The sequence below is a fragment of the Micromonospora sp. DT62 genome (assembly GCF_049847285.1).
Taxonomy (GTDB): domain Bacteria; phylum Actinomycetota; class Actinomycetes; order Mycobacteriales; family Micromonosporaceae; genus Micromonospora; species Micromonospora reichwaldensis.
Map to the genome: position 1 here is coordinate 41904 of NZ_JBNCOB010000032.1, position 23264 is coordinate 65167.

The 23264-nt window shown below is 71.8% G+C and carries 16 protein-coding genes and 1 pseudogene; 4 read left to right on the forward strand and 13 right to left on the reverse strand.

Annotation, left to right across the window (positions count from 1 at the left end):
* Window positions 1-5 precede the first annotated feature (5 nt).
* Both ACPXCB_RS28560 and ACPXCB_RS28565 read right to left on the reverse strand, forming a co-directional pair.
* Window positions 6-578 (reverse strand): FcoT family thioesterase, encoded by a 573-nt coding sequence (locus ACPXCB_RS28560; RefSeq protein WP_425878961.1) that lies wholly within the window; start codon window positions 576-578, stop codon window positions 6-8.
* Between the two features lie 55 nt (window positions 579-633).
* Window positions 634-1662, reverse strand: coding sequence for an AfsR/SARP family transcriptional regulator (locus ACPXCB_RS28565; RefSeq protein ID WP_425878963.1), 1029 nt, complete (start codon window positions 1660-1662; stop codon window positions 634-636).
* Window positions 1663-1855: 193 nt separating this feature from the next.
* On the opposite strand from ACPXCB_RS28565, the gene ACPXCB_RS28570 reads away from it, so the two are divergent.
* From ACPXCB_RS28570 to ACPXCB_RS28580, 3 genes are all read left to right on the forward strand, one after another.
* Window positions 1856-4261: a TOMM precursor leader peptide-binding protein gene (locus ACPXCB_RS28570; RefSeq protein WP_425878964.1), complete on the forward strand. Its 2406-nt coding sequence runs from the start codon at window positions 1856-1858 to the stop codon at window positions 4259-4261.
* 45 nt (window positions 4262-4306) lie between these two features.
* Window positions 4307-5776, forward strand: a complete 1470-nt coding sequence (locus ACPXCB_RS28575; protein WP_425878965.1) for a SagB family peptide dehydrogenase — start codon at window positions 4307-4309, stop codon at window positions 5774-5776.
* A 138-nt stretch (window positions 5777-5914) separates the two neighbouring features.
* Window positions 5915-6511, forward strand: coding sequence for a response regulator transcription factor (locus ACPXCB_RS28580; RefSeq protein ID WP_425858299.1), 597 nt, complete (start codon window positions 5915-5917; stop codon window positions 6509-6511).
* Here ACPXCB_RS28580 and ACPXCB_RS28585 read toward each other — a convergent pair.
* The 3 genes from ACPXCB_RS28585 to ACPXCB_RS28595 all read right to left on the reverse strand — a co-directional run bounded on the left by ACPXCB_RS28585 (window position 6407) and on the right by ACPXCB_RS28595 (window position 9769).
* The gene (locus ACPXCB_RS28585) at window positions 6407-7606 is read right to left on the reverse strand and encodes a histidine kinase (protein WP_425878967.1); all 1200 of its coding nucleotides are present in this window, start codon (window positions 7604-7606) and stop codon (window positions 6407-6409) included. The two genes, ACPXCB_RS28580 and ACPXCB_RS28585, sit on opposite strands and share 105 nt — an antisense overlap.
* Before the next feature lie 544 nt (window positions 7607-8150).
* Window positions 8151-8726, reverse strand: a complete 576-nt coding sequence (locus ACPXCB_RS28590; RefSeq protein ID WP_425878969.1) for a sigma-70 family RNA polymerase sigma factor — start codon at window positions 8724-8726, stop codon at window positions 8151-8153.
* A gap of 263 nt (window positions 8727-8989) precedes the next feature.
* Complete coding sequence (locus ACPXCB_RS28595; protein WP_425878971.1) at window positions 8990-9769, reverse strand: ABC transporter ATP-binding protein; 780 nt, start codon at window positions 9767-9769, stop codon at window positions 8990-8992.
* A gap of 155 nt (window positions 9770-9924) precedes the next feature.
* Here ACPXCB_RS28595 and ACPXCB_RS28600 point away from each other — a divergent pair.
* Window positions 9925-10998, forward strand: a pseudogene (locus tag ACPXCB_RS28600) (RNA-guided endonuclease InsQ/TnpB family protein); the annotation flags it as partial.
* A gap of 149 nt (window positions 10999-11147) precedes the next feature.
* Here ACPXCB_RS28600 and ACPXCB_RS28605 read toward each other — a convergent pair.
* The 8 genes from ACPXCB_RS28605 to ACPXCB_RS28640 form a co-directional block, all read right to left on the reverse strand.
* Window positions 11148-12248, reverse strand: a complete 1101-nt coding sequence (locus ACPXCB_RS28605) for a FecCD family ABC transporter permease (RefSeq protein ID WP_425878972.1) — start codon at window positions 12246-12248, stop codon at window positions 11148-11150.
* Between the two features lie 5 nt (window positions 12249-12253).
* Window positions 12254-13282 carry an ABC transporter substrate-binding protein gene (locus tag ACPXCB_RS28610; protein WP_425878973.1) on the reverse strand — a complete coding sequence of 343 codons (1029 nt, stop codon included), beginning with the start codon at window positions 13280-13282 and terminating at the stop codon, window positions 12254-12256.
* Complete coding sequence (locus ACPXCB_RS28615; RefSeq protein ID WP_425878975.1) at window positions 13279-14760, reverse strand: MFS transporter; 1482 nt, start codon at window positions 14758-14760, stop codon at window positions 13279-13281. Before ACPXCB_RS28615 ends, ACPXCB_RS28610 begins: the two co-directional genes overlap by 4 nt.
* Window positions 14757-18587 carry an amino acid adenylation domain-containing protein gene (locus ACPXCB_RS28620; protein ID WP_425878976.1) on the reverse strand — a complete coding sequence of 1277 codons (3831 nt, stop codon included), beginning with the start codon at window positions 18585-18587 and terminating at the stop codon, window positions 14757-14759. The genes ACPXCB_RS28615 and ACPXCB_RS28620 overlap by 4 nt, the downstream gene beginning before the upstream one ends.
* Complete coding sequence (locus tag ACPXCB_RS28625) at window positions 18580-18816, reverse strand: phosphopantetheine-binding protein (protein ID WP_425878977.1); 237 nt, start codon at window positions 18814-18816, stop codon at window positions 18580-18582. The genes ACPXCB_RS28620 and ACPXCB_RS28625 overlap by 8 nt, the downstream gene beginning before the upstream one ends.
* 93 nt (window positions 18817-18909) lie before the next feature.
* The gene (gene scoE / locus ACPXCB_RS28630; RefSeq protein WP_132240686.1) at window positions 18910-19782 is read right to left on the reverse strand and encodes a (3R)-3-[(carboxymethyl)amino]fatty acid oxygenase/decarboxylase; all 873 of its coding nucleotides are present in this window, start codon (window positions 19780-19782) and stop codon (window positions 18910-18912) included.
* Window positions 19783-19887: 105 nt separating this feature from the next.
* Window positions 19888-20733, reverse strand: a complete 846-nt coding sequence (locus ACPXCB_RS28635; protein WP_151452484.1) for an alpha/beta fold hydrolase — start codon at window positions 20731-20733, stop codon at window positions 19888-19890.
* 45 nt (window positions 20734-20778) lie between these two features.
* A complete protein-coding gene (locus ACPXCB_RS28640; RefSeq protein ID WP_425878995.1) occupies window positions 20779-23061 on the reverse strand; it encodes a heavy metal translocating P-type ATPase in 2283 nt (760 codons plus the stop codon).
* Window positions 23062-23264: the final 203 nt, after the last annotated feature.

Sequence of the window (23264 nt, forward strand, 5' to 3'; positions counted from 1 at the left end):
GCGGCTCACGCCGCGTCGGCCTGGAGACGCATGCCGGGCGGGTTGACCAGCGCCATCCGTACCTCGCCGTCGGCGATGCCACCCTGGGTGTCCCAGAAGCGCCAGGGCATGTCGATGATCTGGACCGGCTTGCTGCGGTTGCGCTCGCTGAACTCGGCAAAGGAGACCTCGCCGTGGAACGACGACGAGTCGATCGGCCGGCGGAACCTGCTGGTGAAGTTCGCGATGAGCATGTCCGGCAGCTGCTTGGCCCAGTAGTCCTCCATGGTCCACGCGGCCAGCGCGGGCACCGCCCGGTCCTGGACGCACTTGGCGATCAGGTAGTACATGAGCTGGTTGAAGCAGATGTTCACCTCGACCGAGTTGAGGTGACCGGTGTCGTCGATGTAGCACGGGTACGGGATGGCGAACTCGCCCTCCGCGCTCGCCAGCCCGTTGGCGACGGTGACCGTCGCGGACTTCAGGTACTGGGTCTTCGGCCTCGCGTACGGGCGCAGCACGTCCGAAAGCAGTCCCGGGTCGTTGGCAAATGTCGCACGCCCGATAGGCGCACTGTTCTTCACCGGCGATGTGGTCATTGCTATTCCTCCTTTGCGCACGAGTGCGAAATTGAAGGTAATCGCGGCCGGCCCATCAGCCGGTAACAGCGGAAGAACTCAGCCGACGCCCGTGGCGGACCCGGCCGACGAGCCGGTCCAGCAGCATGTCGGAGGTGAGCGACAGGTCCGCGAGCAGCGGGTCGGTTGACAGCAGCGCCAGGTGCAGCGCCTGGATCCGCTCCGAGGGCTCGATGCCGAGTTCGTTCATCATCCGCCGCCGGAACCGCAGGTAGACATCCAGCGCCGCCGGCGTGCGCCCGGAGCGGTGCAGCGCGAGCATCAGCATCGTGTGCGCCGACTCGTGCAGCGGGTGCTCCACGACCAGCGACGCGAGCTCGGAGGTCGCCTCCCGGTGCCGGCCCAGGCAGAGGTCGGCGTCGATCCTGGTGGTGTACGCGTAGAACCGCCGCTCCTCGAGCCGCGCGGCCTGGGCGCGCAGCTGCGGGCCCCACTGGCCCTGGTGCACGACGTTGCCGCGCCAGAGCGCCAGCGACCGGCGCAGGTGCGCGCCCGCCTGTTCGTAGTCGCCCGCGTGCATCGCCGCGGTGCCCGCCGTGACCAGCTCGTCGAACTCGACGATGTCGAGCTGCTTCGGGTCCACCCGCAGCGTGTAGCCCCCGGAGCAGGTGAGCAGGACGTCGCGCGCGATGTCCTCGACGGAGCCGCCGAGCACGCCGCGGAAGAGCTTGCGCACCTTGAACATGTACGTCTGGAGGGTGGCATGGGCGGTGCGGGGCGCCCCCGTGCTCCACAGCTCCCGGACGAGCACCGACGCGCCGACCGGCTGGTTCACGTTGAACAGCAACGCGGACAGGACCAGCCGCAGCTTCGGTGCGCTCGGTGCGATGTCGACCCCGTCGTGCCGGATGACGAGCGGGCCGAGCAGTTCGAACCGCAGTCCGGCGAGCGGGTTCCCCGCCGGGTGCCGTGGCGGCACGACCGGCGGCGGCTCGGGGCGCCGGACTTCCGTCGCGGGTTCGGCCGCCGACTCCAGCAACGCGGCGAGGAGCGTCAGTTTCTCCTCGTGCGACATCGATCCCAGTTCCGCAAACTTGGTAATCATTTCGCCGACCTCGCTATCAGTCGGATCCACCGCACTTTCCACCGCCGACGAGCGTGTCGGCGTACTGGTTCCGTGACGGGAGCGACGATTCCGACCAGGGGGAGTCAGGACAGGCTTCCACGCTATTCCAAGCGAAGGTCGAGCCGATAGTGACCGCGTCATGGACGGGCATGACCAAACGAGGGAGCAGCATGTGACCGCGGCACTTGCCCGCAGCCTGCGCTGCCGCGAGGCTGGGCTGGAGGCACGCTGGAGTGTCGCTGGAGCGGCACTGGTCGAGCAGGGAGCAGCCATGTCGGGTGGGGACGCACAGCTCCGCGTCGGGTTCAAGCGGCACCTGCGGGCCCACGTGGTACGCGGTGACGCGGTCTACCTGCTCTCCGAGCGCGGAGCGACCTCGGTCAGCGGGGCGCACGTCGAGGCCCTGGCCCCGCTGCTCGACGGCACCCGTGACCTGACGGAACTCGTCCGGGACAGTCCGGCCGGGATGTCGTCCGCCGAGATCGGCACGGTCGTCCGGCGGCTCGTCGACGCCGGCCTGGTGACGCTGCGGCCGGCGCCGGAGGCGGAGGCCGACGAGCCCGCGCTCGCGTACTGGGAGGCGGCGGGTCTGGACCCCACCGCCGCCGTACGGGCCACCGCCGCCGCCCGGGTCGACCTCGTCCGCGTCGGCGGCCGTACGGCGGATGCCGGGGCGGCGACAGCCGCGCTGCGCGCGGCCGGGTTGACGGTGACGCCGGTGTCCGGGAACTTTTCGGCCTCGCCCGCCGACTTATCGATTGTGCTCTGTGAGGACTACCTCGACGAGGGGTTGGCTGCCGTCGACGCCGCGCATCGCGCGGCAGGCCGGCCCTGGCTCCTCGCGAAGCCGGGCGGCGCACAGGTGTGGGTGGGGCCCGTGTTCGACCCTGCCGCCGCGACGGGGTGCTGGCACTGCCTGGGGCACCGGCTGCGCGGCCACCGCCAGGCCGAGACGCGCCTGCGCGCCGTCGTCGGCTCCGACACGGCGATCGGCACCCCGCCGGTGTCGCTGCCCCCGCTCGGCGCCGCCGCCCTGCACCTGGTGGCGTTGGAGGCCGCGAAGTGGACGGCCGGGCTCCGGCACGACGGGCAGCGCGCGGTGTGGACGTTGGACAGCGTCACCCTGCACGGCGCCCACCACGAGGTGCGCGCCCGGCCGCAGTGCCCCGAGTGCGGCGACCCCGGCATCGAGCGGGACCGGGCGTTCCGCCCCGTGCCGCTGCGCAGCCGGCCGAAGGCGTCCCGCAGCGGCGGCAGCCACCGCGCCCTGCCGCCGGAGCGGGTGCTGCGCGACTACGGGCACCTGGTGAGCCCGGTCAGCGGCGTGGTCAAGGAGATCACCCGCGACGGGCGGGGCCCGGCCTTCTTCAACTCGTTCCGCTCCGGGCCGAATCTCGCGATGACCACGCGCAGGAACGCCGAGCAGATGCGTTTCGCGCTGCGGGCCGAGAACGGCGGAAAGGGCGTGACCCCGGTGCACGCCGAGGTGAGCGCGCTGTGCGAGGCCATCGAGCGGCACAGCGCGTACTTCCACGGCGACGAGGCCCGGGTCACCGGCAGCTACACCGAGCTGGCTGGCACCGCCGTCCACCCCGACGACTGCCTGCTGTTCGACGAGCGGCAGTACGCCGACCGCGACCGCTGGAACGCCACCTGCTCGCCGTTCCAGTACGTGTGCGCGCCGTTCGACGACGCGGCCGTGACGAGCTGGACCCCGGTGTGGTCGCTCACCGAGCAGCGGCACCGCCTGCTGCCCACCTCGATGCTCTACTTCAACGTGCCGGAGCAGCACGGCGGCATGTCGCTGTGCGCGGACTCCAACGGCAACGCCGCCGGCAGCAGCCTGGAGGACGCGCTGCTCCAGGGCCTGCTGGAGGTGGTGGAACGCGACGCGGTGGCCCTCTGGTGGTACAACCGCACCCAGGCCCCCGCGGTGGACCTGGACAGCTTCCGCGACCGCTGGATCGACGAGCTGCGGGAGGTCTACGCGGGCCTGCACCGCGAGGTGTGGGTGCTGGACGTGTCGTCGGACGTCGGGATCCCCACCATGGCCGCGCTGTCCCGGCGCACCGACAAGCGGTGCGAGGACATCATGTTCGGCTTCGGCACCCACCCCGACCCGCGGGCGGCGCTGGTCCGCGCGCTCACCGAGATGAACCAGTTGATGCCGACCGTGGCGGAGGTCGGCGGCGACGACGACGGCGGGTACGGCTGGTCCGATCCGGACGCCGTACGGTGGTGGCGCACCGCCACCTGGGCCGGGGACGCCTACCTGCGGCCCGATCCGGCGGTGCCGGCTCGCCGGCTCGCCGACTACCGCCACACCCCGACGGACGATCTGCTGGCCGACGTCCGCTCGGTGCAGCACAGGTTGGAGGCACTGGGACTCGACGTGCTCGTGCTCGACCAGACCCGCCCGGACGTCGGGCTCCCCGTGGTGAAGGCCATCGTGCCGGGGATGCGCGGCTTCTGGGCGAGGTTCGCGCCGGGCAGGCTTTTCGACGTCCCGGTGCAGCTCGGCAGGCTCGACCGTCCCACGGAGTACGAGAACCTCAACCCGATACCACTTTTCGTGTAGAGCGGGGGCGCACGTGGCCCCAGCCACGCCCGTCGAGGAGCCAGGTTGCCATCCGACGCCGACACGTCCCGCCCCGGACCGAGCCTGTCGCTGTGGTCCTTCCGGGACGACGTGACCATCGAGACGGCTGAGGACGGCAGCCTGACCATCCTCACCCGCTGGGGCGACGTCCCGGTGGGCCGCCCCGCGCCCGCCGTGGAGGAGGTCCTGCACCGCATGACGTACGGGCCGGTCGCGCTCGGCAACGTCGCCGGGCTGGACGGGCGCGCCCTCCGGTCGGTCCTCGACCGGCTGCCCGGCCGGATAGTCCGCTCGCTCGGCTCGCGGGACTCGCCGGTGCCGCTGCTGTCCGTCCAGCCGGTGTCCCCGCTGGGGGTGTTCGAGCTGCCGGAGGTGGCCGAGGACCAACCGGTCAGGCTGTCCCGTTTCGCGTTCGCCCACCAACGGGACGGCGAGCTGGTGCTCGAGTCCCCGCTGTCGCACCACCGGGTGGTGCTGCACCGGCCGCAGGTGTCGCTGGTGCTCGGCGCGCTCCCCCGCGCGTCCACCGTTGTCGAGGTGGCGCGGCGGGTCGGCCTGGCGCTTGCCGGGGTGGCCGACATCGTCGCCTATCTGGTCGGCACGGGCATGGTCGTCGTCGGTGAGGCCGGCACGTCGCGGTTCCACGAGGACTCCGACCCCACGCTGGCGATGTGGTCGCCGTACGACCTGCTGTTCCACTCGCGCAGCAGGCTCGGCACGCACGACGAACCCGCCGGCGCGACGTTCCGTCACCTCGCGACCCTGCCGCCCCCGGCCGCCGTCAAGCCGGCGCCCGTCGGGCCGCGGATCCCGATGTACCGGCCGCCCGTCTCGGTTCCGCACGGGATGACGCTCACCGAGGCCGTGGACCGGCGCCGGTCCACCCGCGCGTTCGCCGAGGCGGCGCCGTCGACCCGCGAACTCGGGGAGTTGCTGTTCCACGCGGCCCGGGTCCGGATGCAGACGGTGGCCACGGCTCCGGACAACGTGCGGTACACGGTGACGCGACGGCCGTATCCCAGCGCGGGTTCGCTGTACGAGCTGGAGTTGTACCTGACGGTGGACCGCTGCCCGGACCTGCGGCGCGGGATCTACCACTACAGCCCGGTCGAGCACGCGCTGACCCTCGTCAACGCCAGTTCGGCCGACATCGACGAGATGCTCGACAACGCCCGGGTGGCCGTCGGGGGCCGGCGGCCCCCGCCGGTGCTGATCACCATGACCGCGCGGGTGGGCAGGCTCTCCTGGGTGTACGACAGCATCTCCTACGCCACCACCCTGAAGCATGTCGGCATGCTCCAGCAGACGCTCTGCCTCGTCGCCACGATGCTGGGGCTCGCCACGTGCGCCCTGACCATGGGCGACGCCAGGGTTTCCGCGTCGGCGTTCGGGCTCGACTGGCCGGCGGAGGTCGGGGTCGGCGAATTCGCCATCGGACTACCCGAAAACGACATCTCCTGTAACGAGGAGTACCTGGGCGTACACGGAATGTGAATGGGTCGATCGACCGTCGGCAAATGGCTTGACGACCCTTCGCACGCGGGCGCGAAAACAGCATTCAGGATGTGGGCGGGCGCGTGATAGAACGGGGTTAATTGCGCCGGCCCGACAGGGGATGCCAAGTTGATCAAGGTGTTGTTGGCCGAGGACATGCACATGGTCCGCGATGCGCTGGTCGCGTTGCTCAACCTGGAGCCGGACATCGAGGTCGTCGCCGCGGTCGCCTCGGGCACGGAGATCCTCCCCATGGCGCGGCGGTTCCGGCCCGACGTCGCCGTGATCGACATCGACCTGCCGGGCAAGGACGGGCTCTCCGCCATCGCCGACATCCAGGCCCACCTGCCGGAGATCCGCACCCTGGTCCTGACCGCGCTCGGCCGACCGGGCACGCTGCGCCGGGCATTGTCCGCGAAGGCGACCGGCTTCCTGCTCAAGGACGCCCCGACCGAGCAACTGGTCGACGCCATCCGCAGCGTCGCCGCCGGCCGCCGGGTCGTCGACAGCCAGCTCGCGATGTCCGCCTGGGACAGCGCCGAGTGCCCCCTCACGGCGCGCGAGACCGAAGTCCTCCGCCTCACGGCGGAGGGACTCCAGGCCGTCGACATCGCGGCGCAGATGTTCCTGTCAGTCGGCACCGTCCGCAACTATCTGACCACGATCGTCAACAAGCTCTCCGCGCGCAACCGCGTCGACGCCATCCGGGTCGCCCGGGAGGCCGGCTGGTTGTGACCGGGACGCCCCGTGGCGCTCCAGCCGCAGTGGCACCCTGGCGCAGAGCCGGAACTGGTCCGGCTGCTGGTCGACCGTCAGCGAACCGCCGATCTCCTCGGCGCGTACGCACAGGTTGCGCAGCCCGTTCCGACCGCTGCCCGGGTCCCTGGGCGGCCCGACGGCCAGGTCGTCGTTGACGATCTCGATCCAGGCGTCGTCCTGCGTCTGCCGGATGGTGATGTCGCAGCGCTTGGCCTTGCTGTGCCGCAGGATGTTGGTCACCCCCTCCCGCAGCACCGTGGCGAGCACCGTGCTCACCTGGACCGGCAGGTCCAGGTGGTCGCTGTCCAGCCGCACCTGGATGTCCGCGGCGGACAGCACGGACACGGCGGACCGGCACTCCTCCTCCAGCGACAGTTCGCGGTAGCCACTGGCGACGGTCCGCGCGTCGGAGAGCGCGACCCGCGATATCTCCAGGATCTCCAGCAGCTGGTCGCTCGCCTCCTGCGGTGACTTCTCCATCAGCCGGTGCACCAGCTCGATCTTGAGCGAGATGGCGGACAGGCTGTAGCCGAGCAGGTCGTGCAGGTCGCGGGCGAACCGCAGCCGCTCCCGCAGCACCGCCATGCGCGCGATCTCCGCACGGCTCTCCTGCACCTCGACGACGAGGGCGGTCAGCCGGGACAACCCGTACACCACGAGCCCCGTCGTGACGGTGGAGATCGCGGTGTAGAGCATGTCGATCGGCGCGCGGGTGAAGATCCACTGTGCGACGGCCATCGAGGCGACGATGAGGACGAAGGTCACCCACGCCGTGACCGCCCGCAGCACGAGCAGCACGCTGCCCGCCAGGAAGCCCGGCATGCCGACCCACGCCTGCCCGAAGGTCAGGATCGGCAGGTAGACCAGCGCGGCCTGGGTGGCGAGGACGCCGTAGCCCAGCGGCGTGCGCAGGCGTCCGTTGTCCCGGCCGTACCACAGCAACTGCATCGTCATCAGGACGGCGATGCACGTGAACGACAGCGCGATGGCGACCGGACCGACCGGCAGGAACATGACGTGGATGAAGCCGATGAGACTGATGCTTGCGAAGACGGCGGTGACGACGCCCATCGCGACCCGGGGCGCCGGTAGCGGCGCGGCCCCTCGCGATGATGAGCGCCCTGGTGTGACGGAGAGGTTCACGGCAGCAGCGCTCTCGTTTGCTCTAGCGCAGCCGGAGTACGCCCAGAGGCCAACCGGCCCCGTACCCGGTATGGCCGGCCCCCCGCCAGCCGCGATGCCCGGTAACGGGCGTCGATCCAACAACCACGACACGCTCCCCAGTGATCGACCCGAGGTCGGGAATGCCTCGTCGACCCGCGCAAGAACCCGGTGCGGCCGATCGGACGCCGACAGGCGTCGCACCTCACAGAGTTGTTACGCAACGCAAACGTTTTTGACGGATTCCCAGCCCCGAATTGCGATGTGCCCTTACGGACACCTTCCCCCTTGAGTGTCGACCTTTCCACAGAAAAATGACGGCCGTCAAGCTGTCCACCCCTGGCCGCCGCAGCGCGAAAGGGTCCTAATCGATGCTAGGGAACATTTGCCACCGTCACGTCATATCCTCTAGTAGGGACATTTGACGCGGGGGCCGCCGCGCGGCGGACAGGGCCTACCGGGGCAGCGCCGGACGCCGCCGAGGGGCCGGTGCCAGGAGCGACACGAGGTCGCGGCGGGCCCGCGCGACGCGGGAGCGGATCGTGCCGACGGGACAGCCGCACAGTTCGGCCGCCTCCGCGTATCCGAGGCCGACGACCTGGGTGAGCACGAACGCGTCGCGGCGGGCCGCGGGCAGCGTGCGTACCGCGAGGTTGAGCGCGACCGTGTCGTCCGGGCCGGGCAGATGGTGGGCCGCGGAACGCTCCGCGGTGGCCTGCCAGTCCTGGCCGGACACGATCCGGGGCCGGCTCGCGGCGGCGCGGAAGTGGTCGGCGGCCACGTGCCGCGCGATGGCCAGCAGCCAGGACCGTGCGTGGTGGCGCCCGGTGAACAGGTGCGCGCTGCCCAGCGCGCGGACGAACGTCTCCTGCGTCAGGTCCTCGGCGTCGGCGTGCCCCACCAGGTAGACCAGGAATCGCCAGACGTCACGCTGCGTGCTGCGAACGAGAGGATCCGCCGCGGAACGGTCGCCGCGTCCGACGGCCAGGGCCAGAGCCGTGACCGCGCTTTCTTCCAGTGGCTCCGACATGAATTCACGGTAACCATGCGGGATGCCGAGGAGAACGGATTCCAGCGGCGGTCCAGCCGGCCTCATCGCCGGGAACCAGAATTCGATGGAACCGTTCGACCAGCGTGCCGGGCGTCCCGGGGACCGCGCGGCGCACGGGCGCGGGGAAGGCGGCGACGGGCGCGCGCCCGACGAGGGCCGCGCGCCCGGGGCGCGCCGCCCGCCCGTCGAGGCGCCGCCCGGCCGGGTCCGGCCGGGCGGCGGGCACGTCCGCCGCACCCGGCTCAGCCCGTCTTGGCGAGCGGCCGGGCGCCGTACGTGACGCGGACGACCCCGTCCTCGTGACGTTCCGTCTCGGCGGTGACCCCGAAGACCCCGGACAGCACCTGGGGCGTGAGCGCCTCCAGCACCGGGCCCGACGTGACCACCTCCCCGCGGTCCAGCACGACGAGGCGGTCGCAACTGCGCACCGCGAGGTCCAGGTCGTGCAGCACCGCCAACGTGGTGACGGCCAGCGTGTGCACCAGTTCCAACAGCTCGAACCGGGCCCGGATGTCCAGGTGGTTGGTCGGCTCGTCGAGCACCAGGAGCTGCGGCTGCTGGGCCAGCGCCCGGGCGAGCAGCACCCGCTGCCGCTCGCCGCCGGACAGCGAGCCGTAGATCCGCTCCGCGTGCCCCAGCATGCCGGTGCGCTCCAGCGCGTCGACGACGATGTCGTGGTCGTCGGCCGTCTCGCGGTCGAACACCCCCTTGTGCGGCGTCCGGCCCAGCGCGGCGACCTCCCGCACGGTCAGGCCCGGCGGGGTGGGGCTGTTCTGCAACACGGCGGCGGTCCGCCGCGCGGCCGCCCGCGCCGACAGCGACCAGACGTCCTCGTCGCCGAGCAGCACCTGCCCGCCGGCGGGCCGGACCGACCGGTAGATGGTCCGCAGGAGCGTGGACTTGCCGCTGCCGTTGGGGCCGATCAGGCCGACGACCTCGCCGGGCGCGACCTCCATGCTGACGTCGCGGAGGATCGGCGTACCACCGATGGAGACGCACACCTGCTGCACCTGAAGCTTCATCGAAAACCTCCGTGGAAACCCCCGGCTTTAGCCGTGGAGAGGAAACGGAACTCCTGCGGAGCAGGACAGGAAAGGCCGATCCGCGGCCAAGGAGGATGGGCGTCCACCCGCATGTCACCGCAAGGCTTACTGGCTATCTTGCTAGGCCATGAGCCATGGCCAGGGCTGTGAAACGGGCCTTCAGGTTCCGCTTCTACCCGAGCTCCGAGCAGGCTTGTGAGCCTGCCCGCACGTTCGGCTGTGTCCGGCTGGTCTACAACATGGCATTGCAGGCCCGCACCGAGGCGTGGACGCTGCGCCAGGAACGGGTCAACTACAACACCACGTCGGCGATGTTGACCGCGTGGAAGAAAACCGACGACCTGGCGTTCCTCAACGAGGTGTCGTCCGTGCCGTTGCAGCAGACGCTGCGGCACCTGCAAGTCGCGTTCACGAACTTCTTCGCCAAGCGCGCCCGGTACCCGAGCTTCAAGAGCAAGAAAAAGTCGCGCCGGTCGGCGGAGTACACCACCAGCGGGTTCCGCTACCGCGACGGCCAGTTGACGCTGGCGAAGATGGCCGAGCCGCTGGATATCGTGTGGTCCCGGCCGCTGCCCGAGGGCGCGAAGCCGTCCACGGTGACCGTGTCGCAGGACTCGGCCGGTCGCTGGTTCGTGTCGCTGCTGTGCGACGACCGGATCGAGCAGGCTCCGGCGCCGAGCCCGGCCGTCGGGGTCGATGCCGGCCTGGACAGCCTGCTCACGCTGTCCACCGGTGAGAAAGTCGTCAACCCGAAGCACGAACGCCGCGACCGGGCCGCACTCGCCAAGGCGCAGCGGAACCTGTCCAAGAAGGAGAAGGGCTCCGCGAACCGGGCCAAGGCCCGACTCAAGGTCGCCCGCGTGCACGCCCGGATCACCGACCGCAGGCGGGACCATCTGCACAAGTTGACCACTCGACTCGTTCGTGAGAACCAAACGATCGTCGTCGAGGACCTGACCGTACGCAACATGGTCAAAAACCGCAGCCTGGCCCGCGCCATCAGCGACGCGGCCTGGCGGCAGTTCCGCACCCTGCTCGAATACAAAACCAACTGGTACGACCGCAACCTCGTTGTCGTGGACCGCTGGTTCCCGTCGTCCAAACTGTGCTCGGCGTGCGGTGCGCTCGCGCAGCGGATGCCGCTGAACATGCGGTCGTGGACCTGCCGATGCGGGCAGACCCACGACCGCGACGTCAACGCGGCCCGCAACATCCTCGCGGAGGGGCTCTCCGTGATTGCCTGTGGAGGCGGTGTAAGACCCCAACGGACGAACGTCCGGACGGGGCGGCCGTCGGTGAAGCAGGAAACCCAGCGGGCGACCGCTGAAATCCCCCGCCTCCAGACGTGGGTAGGAAGTCAAGAGTGGGACAGGCTCCTATCCCGGCGCATCAGCCAGATGAAGAACGGTGCGCCGAAGAGGGCGGTCAGGATGTTGAGGGGCAACTCGTTCGGCGGGTCGACCGTCCGGCACAGCAGGTCGACGACCACGAGGTAGACCGCGCCGACGAGGGCCGCGAGGGGCAGCACCCGGCGGTGGTCCACGCCGAACGCGAGCCGTACCAGGTGGGGCACCATCAGCCCGACGAAGCCGATGCCGCCGGCCACGGCGATGAGCACGCCCGCGAGCAGCGACGTCAGGACGATCGACACGATCCGCAGTCGCTTGACGTCGATCCCGAGGGCGGTCGCCGACTCGTCGCCGGTGACGAGCGCGTTGAACTGCCGGGCGTACAGGGTCAGCAGCACGGTCACCGCGAGGACGACCACGCCCGCGACCTGGAGTTGCTCCCAACGGGCGCCCGCGACGCTGCCGAGCAGCCAGAACATGATCTGACGCATGTTGTTGGGCGTCGTCTGCAACTGGAGCAGGCTCGTGATCGAGGTGAACACGTAGCTGATCGCGACCCCCGCGAGCACGAGTCGCACCGGGTTGAGCCGGCCGTGCTGCTGCCCGAGGGTGAAGACCAGCGCCACCGCCAGCATCGCGCCGACGAACGCCGCGCCGGACACTCCGAGTCCGCCGGCCGCGCCGGCGCCCAGCGCCATCACGGTGACCGCGCCGACCGAGCCGCCCGCCGACACCCCGAGGATGAAGGGGTCGGCGAGCGGGTTGGCCACGAGGGCCTGCAGCACGACGCCCGCGACCGCGAGCCCGGCGCCGCACAGCGCGGCCAGCAGCACCCGTGGGACCCGGAAGGTCCAGACGATCTGGTCGTGGGCCGGGTCCACGGCGGGGGTCGCCCCGGTCAGGTGCGCCCAGACGATCCGGCCGGTGTCGCCGATGGAGACCGGCACCGAGCCGACGGCCGCCGCGACGAGGATCAGGACGACCAGCAGTACGCCGAGCACGAGCAGGCACAGCGGGAGGGGCGCGCCGTGCAGGGGGGCCGGCCGGGTGGTGTGGCCCTTCGGCGCGGCCGACACCCGGCCGTTCGTGGAACGCGACAAGGTGGTCATGACGCTCAGAACGCCTCGGGGTGCGCGGCCTGCGCGATCTTGGCGACCGCGAGGTGGTTGCTGGGGCCGAGGTAGATCGAGTCGGACAACACGACGTAGCGGTTGTTCTTCGCCGCGTCCCACTGCGGGAACTGGGCGAGCAGCTTCTTCGCGTCCGCGTCCGGATCCTTCGACATGTAGTTCACGACGAGCAGGACGTCCACGTCGGCCTTGGCGACCTGCTCGCGGGAGAGGTTGGCGAACATCTGGTCGGTGGCGCCCTCGAAGGCGTTCACCGCACCCGACTTGGCCATGATGTCGTTCCAGATCCCGTTGCCGCCGACCGAGCTGAACTCCCCGCCCATCGCCATGCCGGGGATGATCAGCATGACCTTCTGCTTCGGCAGGCTCGCGGTCTTCGTCCCGACCTCGGCGATGCGCGCCTTCGAGTCGGCGATGATCTTCTCGGCGCGCTCGGACACCCCGAAGATGGCCCCGAGGTCGCGCAGCAGCGCGTAGCTGTCCTCGACGGTCGGCGTGCCGGAGACCGTGCCGACCTCGCCGCACGAGCTCTTCGGGGCGTACGTGTTGGCCCCGACGGCCGCGAGGTCGTCGCGGGTGGCGAAGCCCGCCTCGGCGCGGAAGCCGCCGTCGTACGTGGAGATCACGAAGTCGGGCGTCAGCCCGATCATGGCCTCGCGCGGGATGTCCGACATGTCGTTGAGCTTGATGTTCCCCGTCGGCAGCTTCTTGATCGCGTCGACCCGGCCGTCGACCTCGGAGGCGCCGTACGACTGCGCGTTGGCGACGATCCGGTCGGCGACGCCGAGTTCCAGCAGCGCGGAGACCTCCGCGACCGACCCGCCGTTCATCACGACCACGCGGCTCGGCGCCTGCTGGTAGGTGTACTTCTTGCCGCAGTTGGTGATCGTCACCGGGTAGCCCGCCTTCGGCGGGTCGTTCGACTGGCCGGCCTCGCTCTTGGCCGTCGAGCATGCCGTCGTGAGAAGCAGGGCGGCGATGGCCGCCGCGAGGGGGAGTCGCTTGAGTTTCATCCGGTCCTCCGAGCAGTTGACGTGGCGACGGGCGACGGCGCCGCCGCCTCTTCCGGTTCCGCTGCCGCGGCCGCGGGCTTGGGCAGGTGGTGCAGACGGACACTGACCAGGCCGGCGCAGATCGCGGAGGCCGCGAGCAGGAGCGCGGTGACCGCGAAGGCCGTCGCGTGGTCGGCGAAGGGCACGTCGGGGTCGCCGGGCGTCGCGCCGAGCACGGTGCGGTAGCAGACCCCCGCGACCGCGACCCCGAACGCCAGGCCGAACTGCGTCACGGTGGTCGCCATGCCGGACGCCGCGCCCGCCTCGGCGGGCCTGACCCGGCCGAGGATCCCGGCCACCAGGGGTGAGACGACCAGGCCCTGCCCGAAGCCGGCCAGCGTGATCACCGCGACGAGCATGGGCGCCTGCGCGGACTCGGGCGCCTGGACGACGGCCGCGCTGGCCAGCAGGACGGCGGCGAGCAGGCCGCAGCCCACGGCCGGGGTCGGCGCCGAGACCAGGCGTGCCACCCGGCGGCTCGCCGCGGAGCCCAGCGAGAAGCCGATCCCGAGCGGTACGAACATCAGCGCCGCCGTGAGCGGCGTGAAGCGCAGCCCCGTCTGCAGGTAGTAGGTGAACACGAGGAAGAGCCCCGAGTTCGTGGCGAACAGCGCCAGCACGGTCACCAGGGACAGCCGCATCCCGGGGGCGGTGACGACCCGCGGCGGGAACAGCGGCTCGCCGCCCTCGCGGTGCAGGCGCCGCTGCTGGCGCACCAGCACGACGGACAGGACGAGGGCGAGCGGCACGCCGAGCCACAGCCACGGCGAGCCGTCCGTCCCGAAGACCAGGGGCACGAGCAGGGCGGGGGCCGCCACGATGGTGAGCGCCGCGCCCGCGAGGTCGAGGCGGTGCGGCGCCTTCGGCACGGTACGCGGCAGGATCCCGCCCAGCGCCAGGATCGCGATCCCGACGGGCACGTTGATGAGCAGCGCCGGCCGCCAGCCGAGCCCGAGGATGTCGGCCTCGACGATGAGACCGCCGCCGGCGATGCCGCTGATCACGCCCAGGCCGATGACCACGCCGTAGACGCTGATGGCCCTCGCCAGCCGGTCCGGGTCCTGCATCGTGGCCCGGATGATCGCGAGCACCTGGGGTGCCATGAACGCCGCCGTGGCGCCCTGCAGGAAGCGGGCCACGATGAGCAGGTCGGCGTCCGGCGCGACGCCGCACAGCAACGAGGTCACCGTGAAGCCGGCGACGCCCCAGAGGAACACCGTGCGGTGGCCCATCCGATCGCCGAGCCGCGCGCCGGTGACCATCAGGGCCCCGAAGGCGATCACGTACGCGGCGCCGACGAACTGGATCTGGTCGAAGCCCGCGTCGAGGTCGCGTTGGATGGACGGGCTGGCCACGTTGACGACGAAGCCGTCCACCTGGGTCATGAACGTCGCGGCGAGAACCGCGCCGAGTCCGAGCCACTCACGCCGTTCGCTCATGTTGCCCTCCGAAGGTCGCCGACAGGTGCGAGTACGGCGCCGACCCGCGCCAGGGGACCGGCGGCGAGCATGCCGTCGTGGGTGCAGTCCAGCCGGTGCACGTCGATGCGCCCGTCGACGTGTGGCTCCCAGCTCCGCGGGCCGGGCCAGTCCGGTGTCTTGCCGTCGGTCGCCTCGATGACCAGCACGTCGCCGCCGAGGCGCCGGGGCGTCCAGTCGGCGGCGAGCCGCGAGTTGCGCGCGAAGGCGTCGTACGCGAGGCGACGCTGCGCCTCGTCGAGGCCGCCGAGCACGGCCTGACCGAGTACGGCTGCGGCGGCGTCGTGCTCGGCGGGCGGCGGCAACTCCCGCCAGGCGGCCGGCACCGGATACGAGTCGAGCAGCGCGAGCAGGGCCACCGCCTCGCCCGCCTCCGCGAGCTGCGTGGCCATCTCGTGCGCCACCAGGCCGCCGAACGACGCGCCGAGCAGGTGGTACGGCCCGGCGGGCTGGATCTCACGGATGCGGCGCACATGGTCGGCGGCCAGGTCGGCGACGCTCGCGCACTCGGCGGCGGCGACCGACTGGAGCCCGTACACCGGGCGGTCGGGCAGGCTCGCCAGCAGCGCGGCGTAGGACCACGCCAGCCCGGTCGCCGGCGCGACGCAGAACAGCGGCGGCCCGCTCCCCCGCGTCCGCAGCGGGAGCAGCACCTCCGTCGAGCCGCCGCCGGCGTCCGTGGCGAGCGCCGGCGCGAGCTTCGCGACGGTCGGCGCCTCGAACACCGTCCGGATGCTGATCTCCACGCCGAACTCGGCGCGTACCCGGCCCATCAGCCGGGCGACGAGCAGGGAGTGCCCGCCGAGCGAGAAGAAGTCGTCGTCGATGCCGACCTCCGGCAGGCCGAGCAGGTCGGCGAAGAGACCGCACAGGACCGCCTCGCGGTGGTCGCGGGGCGCACGGCCGCCGACCGTCGCGGTCAGGTCCGGCGCGGGCAGCGCCGCGCGGTCGAGCTTGCCGTTCGTGGTACGCGGGATCGCCTCCAGCGCGACGAACGCGGGCGGCACCATGTAGTCGGGCAGCCGCTCCGCCACGAACTGCCGCAGCGCGGCGGGCTCCGGCGCGGCGTCGCCCACCGGCACGACGTAGCCGACGAGCCGCACCTGACCGGGCGCGTCCTCGCGGGGCACCACCGCCGCCTGGGCGACCGCGGGGTGGGCCAGCAGGACCGCCTCGATCTCCCCCGGTTCGATGCGGAAGCCCCGGATCTTGACCTGGTCGTCCGCGCGGCCGAGGAACTCCAGGGTGCCGTCGCGCCGCCATCGGGCGAGGTCGCCGGTGCGGTACATCCGGCTGCCCGGGGGCCCGAAGGGATCCTCCACGAACCGCTCCGCGGTCTGCTCCGGACGGTCGTGGTAGCCGCGGGCGACCGGCGCCCCGGCGAAGTACAGCTCGCCCACCGTGCCCGGCGGGACGAGCCCGCGCGCCGGGTCCAGCACGTACGCCCTGGTGTTGGTCAGCGGCCTGCCCACGATCGGCTCGGCGCTCTCGGAGAGCCGGCACCAGAGGGTGTCGACAGTGCACTCGGTGGGGCCGTACAGGTTGTAGACGGTCGTGCCGGCGTCGCGCAGGGCCGTCCAGAGCGCGGGGCCGGTGGCCTCGCCGCCGAGCGCGAGCACGGCGGGCCGGTGCCGGCCGGCGTCGAGGAAGCCGTTCGCCACCAGCTCCTCGGCGTACGTGGGGGTGATGTCCATGAAGTCGATCTCGTGCCGGTCGACGTAGTCGAGCATCGCGGCGGGGTCCCGACGCCGGTCGTCGTCGACGAAGTGCAGCTCGTGGCCGTCGAGCAGCCACAGCAGGCCCTCCCACGACGTGTCGAACGACAGCGACGCGGACAGCGCGGCCCGGCACACCCGGCCGGCGGCCGCCGGCCGGATCATCGTGTCGCGGTGGTGGTGGAAGAGGTTGACCAGACCCCGGTGCTCGACCACGACGCCCTTCGGCACGCCCGTGGAGCCGGACGTGTAGATGAGGCAGGCCGCGTGCTCCGGCGCGAGGCCGGTGTCCGGTACGGGCACGTCGGGCGCCTCGGCCAGCTCCGCGACGGTCGCGGGGGCGTCCACGAGCAGGACCGGGACCTCCGACTGCCGGTGCCCGGCCCACAGCGCCCCGGTGGCGAGCAGCACGACGGGCGCGCTGTCGGCGAGCATCGCCGCGACCCGCCGGGCGGGCAGGTCCGGGTCGACGGGCACGTACGCGGCGCCGGCCTTGAGCACGGCGAGCAGCGCCACGATCGCCTCGGAGGTGCGGGGCAGCAGGAGCCCCACGTGCCGGTCGGGGCCGGCCCCCCGGGCGACGAGCAGGTGGGCGAGGCGGTCGGCGCGGCGGTCGAGTTCGGCGAAGGTCAGCGTGGCGTCGCCGGCCACCAGCGCCGTACGGTCCGGCGTCGCGGCGGCCTGTGCCGCGAACAGCGCGGGTACGGTCACCGCCGGCAGGGGCCGGGCCGTGTCGTTCCACTCCTCCAGGAGGAGCCGACGCTCGCCGTCGAGGAGCAGGTCGACGTCGGCGACCGGAGTGTCGGCGGCGTCGGTCACGCGGCGCAGGAAGGCCAGGAACCGGGTCAGGTGACCGGTGAGCTCCTCGTCGTCGTAGCAGTTCGGGTTGGCGTCGAGGACGATCCGCAGCCCGCTGCCGTCCGCCCGGTCGTACACGTGGACCACCAGGTCCTCGACGAGCCCGGCGCTGACGTTGTGCACGACGCCCCGGTGCCCGGCGAAGCGCAGGCCGTAGTCGAACGGCATGATGTTGACCGACGGGCCGAACAGCTTGCGCTCGCTGGCGACCATCCGCAGGTCGCGGCGCAGTTGCTCGTAGCGGTAGCGCAGGTGCGGGCGCCCGGCCCGCAGCTCCGCCGCGACCTGCGCGGTGAGGTCCGCCAGCGTGGCGGTGGGCTCGACGCGGACCCACAGCGGCACGACGTTGGTGACCATGCACGGCACCCGCAGCGACACCGAACCGAGCCGCGACATGACCGGCAGCGCGAGCGTCAGCTCGTCCGCGCCGGTCATCCGGTGCAGGTACGCCGCGAAGGCCGCGATGACGGTCTCGCTCCAGGTGGTTCCGGTGGCCTTGGCGACCGCCTTCAACGCGTCGATGCCGGCGGCGTCGAGGTCCGCGGTGGCGCGCAGCACCGTCCGCGCCAGCTTCCCGGTGCGGCGGGCGAGCACCACCGGCGCCGGCCTGCCCTGTGCGCGGGACGTCCAGTGCTCGCGGGCGGCGGCGTACCTGTCCGAGTCGGCGTAGGCCCGGTCCTCGTCGACGACGGCGGCCAGCGCCCCGAACGTCCGGGGCGGTGGTTCACGCCCCTCGACGAGGGCGGTGTAGAGCTCGGCGACCCGGCGGGCGACCAGGGACAGCCCGTACCCGTCCAGGGCGATGTGGTGCACGCGCTGGTACCACAGGAGGTGGTCCGGGCCGAGCCGCACGAACGCCTGCCGGAACAGCGGGTCCTTGCGCAGGTCGACGGGGGTGTCGAGGTCCGCGCGCATCCAGGCCGTCGCGGCGGCGAGCGGGTCCGCCTCGGCGCTGGTGTCGATGGTGTGCAGCGGCCACGACCCGTCGTCGCGGGGGCGTTGCCACGGGCGACCGTCGGCGTCCTCCTCGAACACCACGTTCAGCGCCTCGGCCTCGCCGACCGCCCCGCGCACCGCCGCCTCCAGCAGCCGCACGTCGACCGGGCCGCGGATCTCCACGTACTCGGCGGTGTTGAAGGCGGGGCTGTCCGGGTCGAACTGCTGACCGGTCCAGATGCCCTCCTGGGCGGCGCCCAACGGCAGCGGCTCAGCCATCGCCGCCCACCAGCAGCTTCACCCAGTTCTCCACCGTCGGCCGCTCGGCCAGGTCGACGAAGCTGACCTCGGCGCCAGCGTCGCGCCACCGCTCGATGAGCGTCATCAGCCGCACCGAGTCCAGGCCGCAGTCGAACAGATCCTCCGCGTCGAAACTCTCGTCCGGGCGACGGTGGAGCATCTCGGCGACGTCCGCCCTGATCCTCGCCGCCGTCAACTGACCTGCCACGTCATGCCTCTCGACCTCGTGCGATGTGGACACCGGTGGGATCCGACGGTCGACGCCGTCGGATCCCACCGCGGAGCGAACGTCCGTGCGGGACTAGGCGGCGTCCACGTCGTCGTAGACGGTGACGCGGTAGGACACGGCCGGCTCCGGCGTCGCGGTGTGCAGCGCCCGGTGGACCAGGCTCTGGTTGTCCCAGAGGAGCATGTCGCCCTTCTCGAACGTCTGGAGGTGGATGTTCTCGTGCTCGTAGGTCCGGTCGAGCTGGCCGGTGGCCGTGAGCAGCTCGGCCAGCAGTTCCGGCCGGTCGTTGCCGTCCGCGTCCTGCACCGACAGCGTGAAGCCCTCGCTCAGGTAGAGCAGGGTCTCGTCCGTGTGCGGGTGCGGGAACGCGAGCGGGCTCGTCACCGGCGGGGTCTTCGCGTTGACCTCGTCGATGATCTCCGAGATCGGCCGGTAGACGTCGGTCGGCCGGATCTTGAAGTACCGCAGCACGCTGTGCGTCGCCGTCTTGTCCTTGACGGCCAGCTTCAGCTCCTCGGAGAGCTGCTCGTAGGCGGTCGCCAGGTTGATGAAGTAGGTGCCCCGGTTCTTCGACGGCACGACCTGCGGGTAGATCATGGTGATGTCGAACGGACGCGGCATGAACTGGTAGTCCGAGTGCCAGAACTTGCCGGTCTTCGGCACCCCGATCTGGCGGCCGTCCTCCTCCTTGACGTTGGAGGAGACGAACACCTCCTTCACCTCGGGGTGGTGGTAGACCGGCTCGTAGTACTCCGCGACCCGGCCCAGCCGCTGGCCGAGCGCCAGGAACTGCCGCGGCGACAGGTCCTGGTTCTTCAGCACGACGATCTTGTTCGAGTAGATGGCCTTCTTCAGCTCGACGATGTCCTCCGGCGAGGCGGTTTCCGCGTCGAAACCCTCCACGATCACGCCGAACTTCTTTCCAGCCTGCGGGGTGATTTTCATTCGCACTCCTCTGAGCGGTGGTCCCGGGCTCCGCGTACCTCAGTAGTCGCGTCCGGTCGGTCAACAGTTCCCGCCCCGACGGATGTGCGGGGCCGAATTGCCTGCTCAATTACCGCGCTGTGGGTTCACATTTCCGCGAACTCCTCTGCGAGTCTCGGCCTGCCTCTCCCGCAGCACCTGGGCGTGACAGGCGTGGATGACGGCAGCGGCGCCGTGCGGGTCGTCGCGTACGACGAAGTGACCGCTGCCGGGGATGACGTAGTGCTGCGCCCTCGGGAGCACCCGCCGGGCCCGCAGCGCGTCGCGCAACGGGACCACGCGGTCCTGGTCGGCCCACACGAGGTTCACCGGCGTCGTGTCGGTGGCGTCGGCGCGGAACGAGTAGAGCCCCGCGTACCGGCTCAGGGCGGACAGGTCGCTGGTGATCATCGAGTTCACGTCGGCGGCGGCCACGTCCGGCCGGAGGGCGGCGGGCCGGGCCGACACGCTGCCCATGACCATCCTGCGGACCACCCCCCGGTTGAGCAGCCGGCCCCGCGTCCTCGGCCCCACCGCGGCGGTCATCCGCAGGATCGCGTGGGTCCGCACCACGCACATCGAGGCGTGGCAGACCGCCCGGAACCCGATGCTGCACAGGGCGGTCACCGCCGCGACGGGCACCCGACGCGCCAGTTCGAGCGCGATCACCCCGCCGAGCGAGTGCCCGACCACGTGCGGCCTGCGCAGCCCCAGCGCGGCGATCCGCTCCGCGACGTACTCGGCGAGCCTCGGCACGACGTCACGGTCGTACGCGAGCCCCGGCACGCTGCCATGACCGGGCAGGTCGATCGCGAGGGTCCGGGCGAAGCCCGGGATGCGTTCGACGACGGCGTCCCAGCTCGCCCGGCCGAGACCGGCCGCGTGCAGCAGCAGGAGCTGAGGATCCTCCGCGAGCCGGCTCGGCTCGGCCATGGTGCGGCTCCGTTTCTTTCCGTGCGGACGTGCGCGCTCGACGCGTCAGGAGGCGGTGACCATCGGGGCGCGTGACGCCTCGGCCGTGTCGGCCCGGCCCGGGAGTTCGTTGCCGGCGAGCGCCTTGAACCGCCGCAGCCGCAGGCTGTTCGACACCACGAACACCGAACTGCCGGCCATGATCAGACCCGCCAGCATCGGATTGAGCAGCCCGCTCGCCGCGAGCGGGATCGCCGCGACGTTGTACGCGAAGGCCCAGAACAGGTTGCCCTTGATCGTGCCGAGGGTGCGGCGCGACAACCGGATGGCGTCCGCGACCACCCGCAGGTCGCCGCGGACCACCGTCAGGTCGCCGGACTCGATCGCCACGTCGCTGCCGGTGCCCATCGCGATGCCCAGGTCGGCCTGCGCGAGGGCGGCGGCGTCGTTGACGCCGTCGCCCACCATCGCGACGACCTTGCCGTCGGCCTGGAGCCGCTTGACCAGCTCGACCTTCCCGGCGGGGAGGACCTCGGCGACCACGTCGTCGATCCCCACCTCCGCCGCGATCGCCGCCGCCACCGCGGCGTTGTCGCCGGTCAGCAGGATCGGGTGCAGCCCCAGCCGCTTGAACTGCGCCACCGCCGCCCTGCTGGTGGACTTCACCCGGTCGGACACGACGAGCATTCCCCGCAGGGCGCCGTCCCAGCCGACCATGACCGAGGTACGGCCCGCCGCGTCGGCCGTCGCCCTGGCGGCGACCAGCTCCGGGGGCAGGTCGGTCGCCCACGCGCCCAGCAGCGACGCCCGGCCGACGACGACCTCGTGCCCGTCGACGGTGCCGCGCACGCCGACGCCGGTCTCGCTGGAGAAGTCCGCGACCGGGGGCAGTTCGCCGCACCGGTCCCTGGCTCCCGCGACGACGGCCCGGGCGATGGGGTGCTCCGACGCGCTCTCCAGTGCGCCGGCGAGCCGCAGCAGCTGGACGTCGTCCTCCCCGTCGACGGGCACGACCTCCACGACGGACATCTCGCCGGTGGTCACCGTGCCGGTCTTGTCGAGCACGACGGTGTCGACGGTCCGCGTGGACTCCAACACCTGCGGTCCCTTGATGAGGATGCCGAGCTGGGCGCCCCGGCCGGTGCCGACCAGCAGCGCGGTCGGCGTCGCCAGTCCCAGCGCGCACGGGCAGGCGATGATCAGTACGGCCACGGCAGCGGTGAACGCGGCCGCCGCCGGCTGGCCGGAGCCGAGCCAGTAGCCCAGCGTGGCGAGCGACAGCGCGATCACCCCGGGCACGAACACCGCCGACACCTGGTCCGCGAGCCGCTGGACGGCGGCCTTGCCGGTCTGCGCGTCCTCGACGAGCCTGGCCATCTGCGCGAGCTGCGTCTCGCCGCCCACCTTCGTGGCGCGCACGACGAGCCGCCCGCCGGCGTTGACCGTCGCACCGACGACCTCGTCACCCGGTCCCACCTCGACGGGCACGGACTCGCCGGTGAGCATGCTCGCGTCGACCGCCGAGGAGCCCTCCTCCACGACGCCGTCGGTCGCCACCTTCTCGCCCGGCCGCACGAGGAACCGGTCGCCGACGGCGAGCGCCGAGATCGGCACGATCGCCTCGACACCGTCGCGCAGCACCGTCACGTCCTTGGCGCCCAGCGACAGCAGCGCGCGCAGCGCGGCGCCGGAGCGGCGCTTCGCGCGGGCCTCGAAGTACCGGCCGCAGAGGATGAACAGGGTCACGCCCGCGGCGACCTCCAGGTACATGTTGCCCTCGCCGGGCGTCCGCTCCAGGGTGATCCGGAACGGGTGCCGCATGCCGGGCACGCCGGCGGTGCCGAGGAACAGCGTGTACAGCGACCACACGAACGCGGCGAGCGTGCCCACCGAGACCAGCGTGTCCATCGAGGCGGCGGCGTGCCGGAGGTTGGCGAAGGCGGCCCGGTGGAACGGCCACGCCCCCCACACCACGACGGGCGCGCTCAACGTGAGGCAGGCCCACTGCCAGTACTCGAACTGGAGCTGGGAGAACATCGACATCGCGATGACCGGCACCGCCAGCACGGCGACGACCCAGAGGCGGTGGCGGGCCGCCCGCAGCTCACGGTCGTGCTCGGCCTCCTCCGCGGCCGCCGGATCCGGGGCGTCCGCCGCCGGTGCCGCGGGCGCCAGCACCGGCCGGGCCGTGAAGCCGATCTCCTCGACGGCGGCGATCACCGTCTCCCGCGAGACCTGGGGCCCGACCAGCACCTTCGCCTTCTCGGTGGCGTAGTTGACGGTCGCCTCCACCCCGTCGATGTCGTTGAGGCGCTTCTCGATGCGCGCCGCGCAGGCCGCGCACGTCATGCCACCGATCAGCAGTTCCAGGTGGTTCTCGACCCTGGCCGTGCGCGGCTGCACCGGCCGGGCCGTGAAGCCGATCTCCTCGACCGCGGCGATCACCCGCGCCTGCGTGATCCCGGGCGGGACGAGCACCTTCGCCTTCTCGGTGGCGTAGTTGACGGTCGCCTCCACCCCGTCGATGTCGTTGAGGCGCTTCTCGATGCGCG